Below are 5864 nucleotides of genomic sequence, written 5' to 3'. Positions count from 1 at the left end.
ACAAAGTGCATCGTTGCCAGCCGCTGAAACGGTCTGTCAGGTACTACAGCAACCGTCCGATTATGACTTAGTTGTAACCAACTTGGGTCGGTTACCGTTTGGACGGCAATTTGGTTCACTCCAGATTGAAGCCATCTACGGTCCAGCCATACTAAATGGAGCGGAGAATGAGCAACTCGTGGGAGTGATGACATTAGGCGATCAGTTGTCGATCACGGTCTCTAACCCTTCTACAACGACTTCAGAAGTAGAAGCGAATGCAGGCTTAGCAGATGCTTTGAACCTGTTAAGCGAGGGTATTGTATTACCTTTTGGAAATAGTTGCTATCTCGTCTGATGAAGGAGAACTTCCGATGCCAATTGATGCTCAATCTCCAGCATACAACCTGTTTTCACCCGTAGCGATCGCAAGCCACTTAGAAACAGAAACTGGGTGCGATCGCATCTAATGAGTCTTCTGGCGCTCCATTAGCTCATACACTTCCGTAGAGCCTGGGACTTAACTCAACGGCAGCTTGTTACCCCATGAGCCTTAGTTTTCTTAAAGTTTTTGCTTAACTCCTTTAAGTTTTTCCTTAACTCCTCGATCTTCTCTAGTAGAGAACTCGCAAAACTTGCAAACTAGAAGCAAAGGTTAATTTCTGGTGCCACGATCTCGTTTGGCAGTAATAGTCGATATCTGCCCATTTCCCGCTGCCAGCAGAGGCAAAAAATAAGCAGTTCTCAAGTAGATGAGGTACAAAGCTCTGGTTTTTAGAGAATAGATAAAAATTAACAATGCTTCACTTAAATAAGAAATCCTATATCAATCAATCTTGAGTGTTAGTTACGTTACTTTTAGAAAGCAGATTTCTTAAATCAAAATTTTAGCAAATTAAGTAACTATTGATAAATAGTTGTGTGTATTGCGTAAGGCATATGTAAACGCAATGCACATATTTTTTAAACGATCATTTATTATCTCTATTGTTTCAATCTAAAACTTAGATATAACTCGATAAATTTGATTTTCTTGACAATATTAAGAAATGTTTTTGAATTAAATTTGTCAGTAATATAGCTTTGGGTAGAGATACAAATAGGAAAAAATTGGCAAGCTATAAAAGTAATTCTTGAATGAAAAATTTTGACATAATCAATCAAAATTGGTGCATTTAAGAATTGAACCATTAACTCGCATTTCTAACCACGCTCTACTTATACTGCATAAGTTCAATCAATCTTTTCCTATCGAACCATTTGACTCTAGCTTTTAAGGATTTGATTTGGGTGAAAGAATTTGATGGAGAGCGTTAGACCTTAGTGGCGAAGTGGACTATACACGATTAGAAATTTTTGTTCCCTTTGTCAAGGGATAAATCTAATGGATGCAAAAAATATGGAAATCTTAGATACCTTTAATCATTCTGTAACTTCCTCACAGTCAGCGGAATTGTCAAAAACCTCTTTCACTCAAAAACCTAAAATAACTCGACCCAAACTTTCAAGGATCTGGGTGAAAGAATTTGATGGAGAATGTCAGCGCTTAGTGGCGCGGTGGACTACACAGGATTAGGGAACATGAACAGAAAGAGCTAGTGCGATGGCTTCTCTTCGAGACGCTACGCGGTTTTCATGCCCGAAGGGCTGTACGCCCGTCGCAGGCATCGCTGCATAAATTAATCAAGTTTCATCAGTACATCTGTAGAACTAAAGTGTTTCTGCAATTTGTCAAGTTTTTTTAAAACTATGGAGGATAAAATCATGAAACTCATTTACCGCGCCTATACCTACGAATACACTCCTCGCCCTATTCAACGTTACGTTAAACCGCGTGCAATAAACTGGCGCTATCAACTCCCAGAGATGATGCCTTAAACGCCTTGATTACCTCATGACTCTCTGTAATTTACCTTAATTTTTCATTAATTGAGACTGAAAGAGCAGCAGAAAATAGGAGGAAACTACTAATGATAATGACCGACTCTCGTTGCATGATTCCGATTGCCAAATCTCCCCAAGAATACCAAGATTATCGAATTAGTCCTGATTCTAGTAATAAGTTAGCGATCGCCTTCGATCCGCTCAAAGTTCAAATCCGAACTGAATCAATTAGAATCACTCCCACTTTATAATCCGCCCTGGGCAGCAATCGACCGCCATCAATCTGCTCAAAAGCCAAGTCAAAATTAAACTCAAAGTTGCACCGCAGACAAGGAAAACTGGAACCATATTGAGACAATTTATAGCTGGACTGGGATTTAAAACATTCTTCACAAGACAAAGGAGATTTTTGATGCTCCGAAGCTTATGGTCATTTCGCGATCGCTACCGCATTCTTCACTTGACCTGGTTTGCCTTCTTTCTCTCATTTGTTGTTTGGTTTGACATGGCTCCTCTGGCCACAACGATTCAACAGGATTTAAGACTAACTACTGAGCAACTCAAAGTTTTAGCAATTTGTAATTTAGCGTTGACAATTCCAGCGCGAATTGTAGTTGGCATAATTCTCGATCGCTTTGGTCCTCGCCTTGTTTTCTCAGCGTTGCTCGTGTTTGCACTCATACCCTGCTCGATTGGGGCAACCGCAACCACCTTCAACCAATTAGTCTGGAGCAGTTTAGCCACTGGGATTATGGGGGCTGGATTTGTCGTGGGAGTTCGCATGGTGGCAGAGTGGTTCCCCTCCGAAGAGATTGGCATAGCTCAAGGGATTTATGGAGGCTGGGGCAACTTTGGAGCCGCTGCTGCCCAATTTACATTACCTGCGATCGCCGTTGCCACAACTTTTTTGTCAAATGGTGCCGTTAACTGGAGATTGGCAATTCTGTTAACTGGAATCGTTGCCGCCCTCTATGGTGTAGTCTATTTCCTCAACGTTGAAGATACTCCACCCGGTAAAGTTTATCAGCGACCTCAGCGACATGGCGCGATGCCCGTCACGTCGGCGAAAAGCTTATGGGCAATGATAGCGCTGGACTTGGGGATGTTGCTGTCGTTGGGCTTGCTCACCTTTCCTCTCACACAGCCGCAGATTCATTTTCTGCAAGACTGGCAAGAAATGTTGTGCTGGGGATTGCTGGCAGGATTATTCATCTTGCAAACGTATAAATCCTGGCAGGTGAATCGAGAAGTTGCTGGTTCCTTGAATCCGCTCAGCTCTAATTTTCTCAAAAGTAGTCAGACTTATCCGTCCGCACAACGTTATCAGTTTCGTCAAGTTGCTTTATTGAGCTTCACCTATTTAACCAACTTTGGTGCTCAGTTAGCCGTCTTCTCGATTCTGCCAATGTTCTTTGAACACACTTTTGCTCTAAATCGGGTCACAGCAGGCATGATTGCTGCCATTAGCTATCCCTTTTTGAACCTAGTATCGCGACCAAGTGGGGGACTCATTTCCGATAAGTGCGGTAGTCGCAAATGGACGATGACGCTGTTTACCGTGGGTATTGGAGTCGGCTTTTTACTAATGAGCGGAATCAACAGTCATTGGTCGTTACCAATGGCAATTGGGGTGACGCTATTGTGCGCTTACTTTGTTCAAGCGGGTGCAGGTGCCACCTTCAGCCTAGTACCGCTAATTAAGCGGGAAATCACGGGTCAAATTGCGGGTATTGTTGGGGCTTACGGTAATGTTGGCGGCGTAGTTTATCTAACGGTTTATAACTTCACAAACACTTCGACACTATTCTCCACAATGGGTGTAGTGGCGCTGATCTGCGCTAGCCTCTGCGGATTCTTCCTGACTGAACCCAGTGCTTCCTTTGCACAGAACAATGCCATTCCGAAAGTAGAGCAGAGCTTTTGACTCGAAAGCCAAGCTTTGCCTTGTACTGAAGCGGTACTAAAAACTAGCAGGCTCAAAGCTCAACATTTGTTTGTGTAAATTAGCCTTCAACTGGTAATCCACCTGCATTAATTCAACAGCAAAGTCCAACATTTCTCAAACTTATCAAGATTATGCTCAACTCAAAACAAACCCAGACAAAAGTTCAACTATTGCAAACACTGGCTCGATCAATCGGTAAAACGACAGAGCTTAATACTGTGCTTACTGCCACACTTCGTACTGTCTGTGAAAGCATCAACTGGGATTATGGAGAAGCTTGGATGCTTTCACAGGATGGCACGATTCTAGAACTGAGTCCAGCTTGGTACGTCAACCCGAAAAGAAACGTCGAGCAAGTGTCTGACTTGGAGAAATTCCGGATCTGTAGTGAAGATTTTATCTTGTCTCCAGGTGTAGGCTTACCAGGGCGAGTTTGGTCATCACAGCAGCCAGAATGGATGTTAGATGCCTCGGCTCACTCAGAAACTTATTTCTTGCGACATTACATTGCTAAGGCGTTCGGTATCAAAACTGGATTGGGAGTACCAATTCTCGCGAACGCTCAAGTGATAGCAGTTCTTGTCTTTTTTCGGTCGGAAATCTGTGAGGAAGATCCGCAAGCCATCGAACTAGCTATGGCAGCAGCACAGGTTGCATCGAAACACTGTCTTTAAAAGGGGGCATCAGTCACTATGCACGATTTCAGTTACTTAGAAGCCTTGCCTACTCTGCTGTTGGAGGCAACCGACTACCTCCAACTGTTTTATCGAGAACGCCCTCAACCAGAGTCACACGTCGAAGCACGACTAGCAGAGGTCTATCAGGAATATAGGCGATCTGCGCTTCGCAGCAGCGCTTCGCTATCGCGAACCTACTGGCAAACTCCAGAAGAACTTGCCTACGGAGCCAAAGTTGCATGGCGCAACAGTGCAAATTGCATTGGGAGAATCTTCTGGCAATCCCTAATCGTTCGTGACTTGCGCCATCTGACGACAGCCCGAGAGATTTTTGCCGCCCTAGTTGAACACATTGAGTTAGCAACCAATAATGGCAGTATCCGCCCTCACATTAGTATTTTTGCACCTCAACAACCGGGCAAAAAGGGCATCCGGTTTACCGTTAGTGAGACATGTCTAGATTAGTTTTTGTCTATCGTGAACTACAACCTTAGTCCGATCGCCCCTTGGCTGCTCGTTGCCGTGACACTTTGTTCGTTCATCTTTACTGTGCTGACCGATCGCCAGACAACTGATGTAATTGCACAAGCTGTTTCGGGACTAACGCTCATCTTGCTGTGTGTCGAATGGATTTTCACCAAACATCCAATCCAGTCATAAGCCAATACGTTGAACAATTAGAGCCTGTTTGTCAATGCTATAGCTGTAGTTTTAAAGCGCACTTTAAAATCCTAGTAATTGCCATGAATCGCCTTCTTAAACCATCAGAATATTTGATGTGGCTGTCATACAATAACAGCCCAAACAATGTTACTTTATCGGCAACCATTAAAGGCTCATTTACCATTGATTTATTAACTGAAGCTCTGGCTTGGCTACAACTTCGGCATTCTCGGTTAAGAGTCAAAATAGTTACTAACAATCAAAATCATCCACAATTTTCCTTAGAAAATGTTCCGCCTATTCCACGGCGAGTAATTGAGCGACAGGGAGAAGAACATTGGTGCCGGGAGATGGTTGAAGAATTACGTCACCCTTTGAATTGGAGTGAAGAACCTCTGCTGCGCGTATTGTTACTGCACTCATCTAATATTTCTAACCTAATAATTACTTTTCATCATGGGATTGGTGATGGTTTATCAGGAGTTTATCTAATCCGAGATATCTTGCAATTTCTGGGTGAACTAGACAGCCATCGTGAACTTTTGCCAGATTTGCCCCCGGTTGATGAACTTATCCCTGATGTTACCCAAAGTTGGGCTAGAAAAGATTTGGATAGTTTGATAGAAGCGGAGTCTATAGTTACAGCAACTTATCGAAGCAGTCAAGAATTGAATACTTCAGAGCCATTTCCTATTCGCTTGTTTAGTTGGACGCTG

The 5864-nt window shown here is 43.2% G+C and carries 6 protein-coding genes and 1 pseudogene; all 7 read left to right on the top strand.

The window, feature by feature from the left end; genetic code table 11:
- Window positions 1-337, top strand: a pseudogene (locus V6C93_RS12470) (hypothetical protein); the annotation flags it as partial.
- Window positions 338-1949: 1612 nt separating this feature from the next.
- On the top strand, window positions 1950-2114 hold the full coding sequence (locus V6C93_RS12465; RefSeq protein WP_333476983.1) for a hypothetical protein: 165 nt from the start codon (window positions 1950-1952) through the stop codon (window positions 2112-2114).
- Window positions 2115-2275: 161 nt separating this feature from the next.
- Window positions 2276-3787 carry a NarK family nitrate/nitrite MFS transporter gene (locus V6C93_RS12460; protein ID WP_333476982.1) on the top strand — a complete coding sequence of 504 codons (1512 nt, stop codon included), beginning with the start codon at window positions 2276-2278 and terminating at the stop codon, window positions 3785-3787.
- A gap of 152 nt (window positions 3788-3939) precedes the next feature.
- Complete coding sequence (locus tag V6C93_RS12455) at window positions 3940-4482, top strand: GAF domain-containing protein (RefSeq protein ID WP_333476981.1); 543 nt, start codon at window positions 3940-3942, stop codon at window positions 4480-4482.
- 18 nt (window positions 4483-4500) lie between these two features.
- On the top strand, window positions 4501-4950 hold the full coding sequence (locus tag V6C93_RS12450) for a nitric oxide synthase oxygenase (protein WP_333476980.1): 450 nt from the start codon (window positions 4501-4503) through the stop codon (window positions 4948-4950).
- A 12-nt stretch (window positions 4951-4962) separates the two neighbouring features.
- Complete coding sequence (locus V6C93_RS12445) at window positions 4963-5145, top strand: hypothetical protein (protein ID WP_333476979.1); 183 nt, start codon at window positions 4963-4965, stop codon at window positions 5143-5145.
- An 83-nt stretch (window positions 5146-5228) separates the two neighbouring features.
- Window positions 5229-5864: condensation domain-containing protein (locus V6C93_RS12440; RefSeq protein ID WP_333476978.1), on the top strand; the 636-nt coding region annotated here is incomplete at its 3' end.

It is taken from the genome of Allocoleopsis sp. (assembly GCF_036703385.1).
In the GTDB taxonomy this organism is placed as follows: Bacteria; Cyanobacteriota; Cyanobacteriia; order Cyanobacteriales; family Coleofasciculaceae; genus Allocoleopsis.
The sequence above is the reverse complement of the archived record's forward strand: the minus strand, read 5'-3'. Positions and strand labels throughout refer to the sequence as shown.

Coding starts and splice junctions, on each gene's coding strand:
- V6C93_RS12460 (WP_333476982.1), top strand. CDS start 2,276: ATGCTCCGAAGCTTATGGTCATTTCGCGATCGCTACCGCATTCTTCAC.
- V6C93_RS12465 (WP_333476983.1), top strand. CDS start 1,950: ATGATAATGACCGACTCTCGTTGCATGATTCCGATTGCCAAATCTCCC.
- V6C93_RS12455 (WP_333476981.1), top strand. CDS start 3,940: ATGCTCAACTCAAAACAAACCCAGACAAAAGTTCAACTATTGCAAACA.
- V6C93_RS12450 (WP_333476980.1), top strand. CDS start 4,501: ATGCACGATTTCAGTTACTTAGAAGCCTTGCCTACTCTGCTGTTGGAG.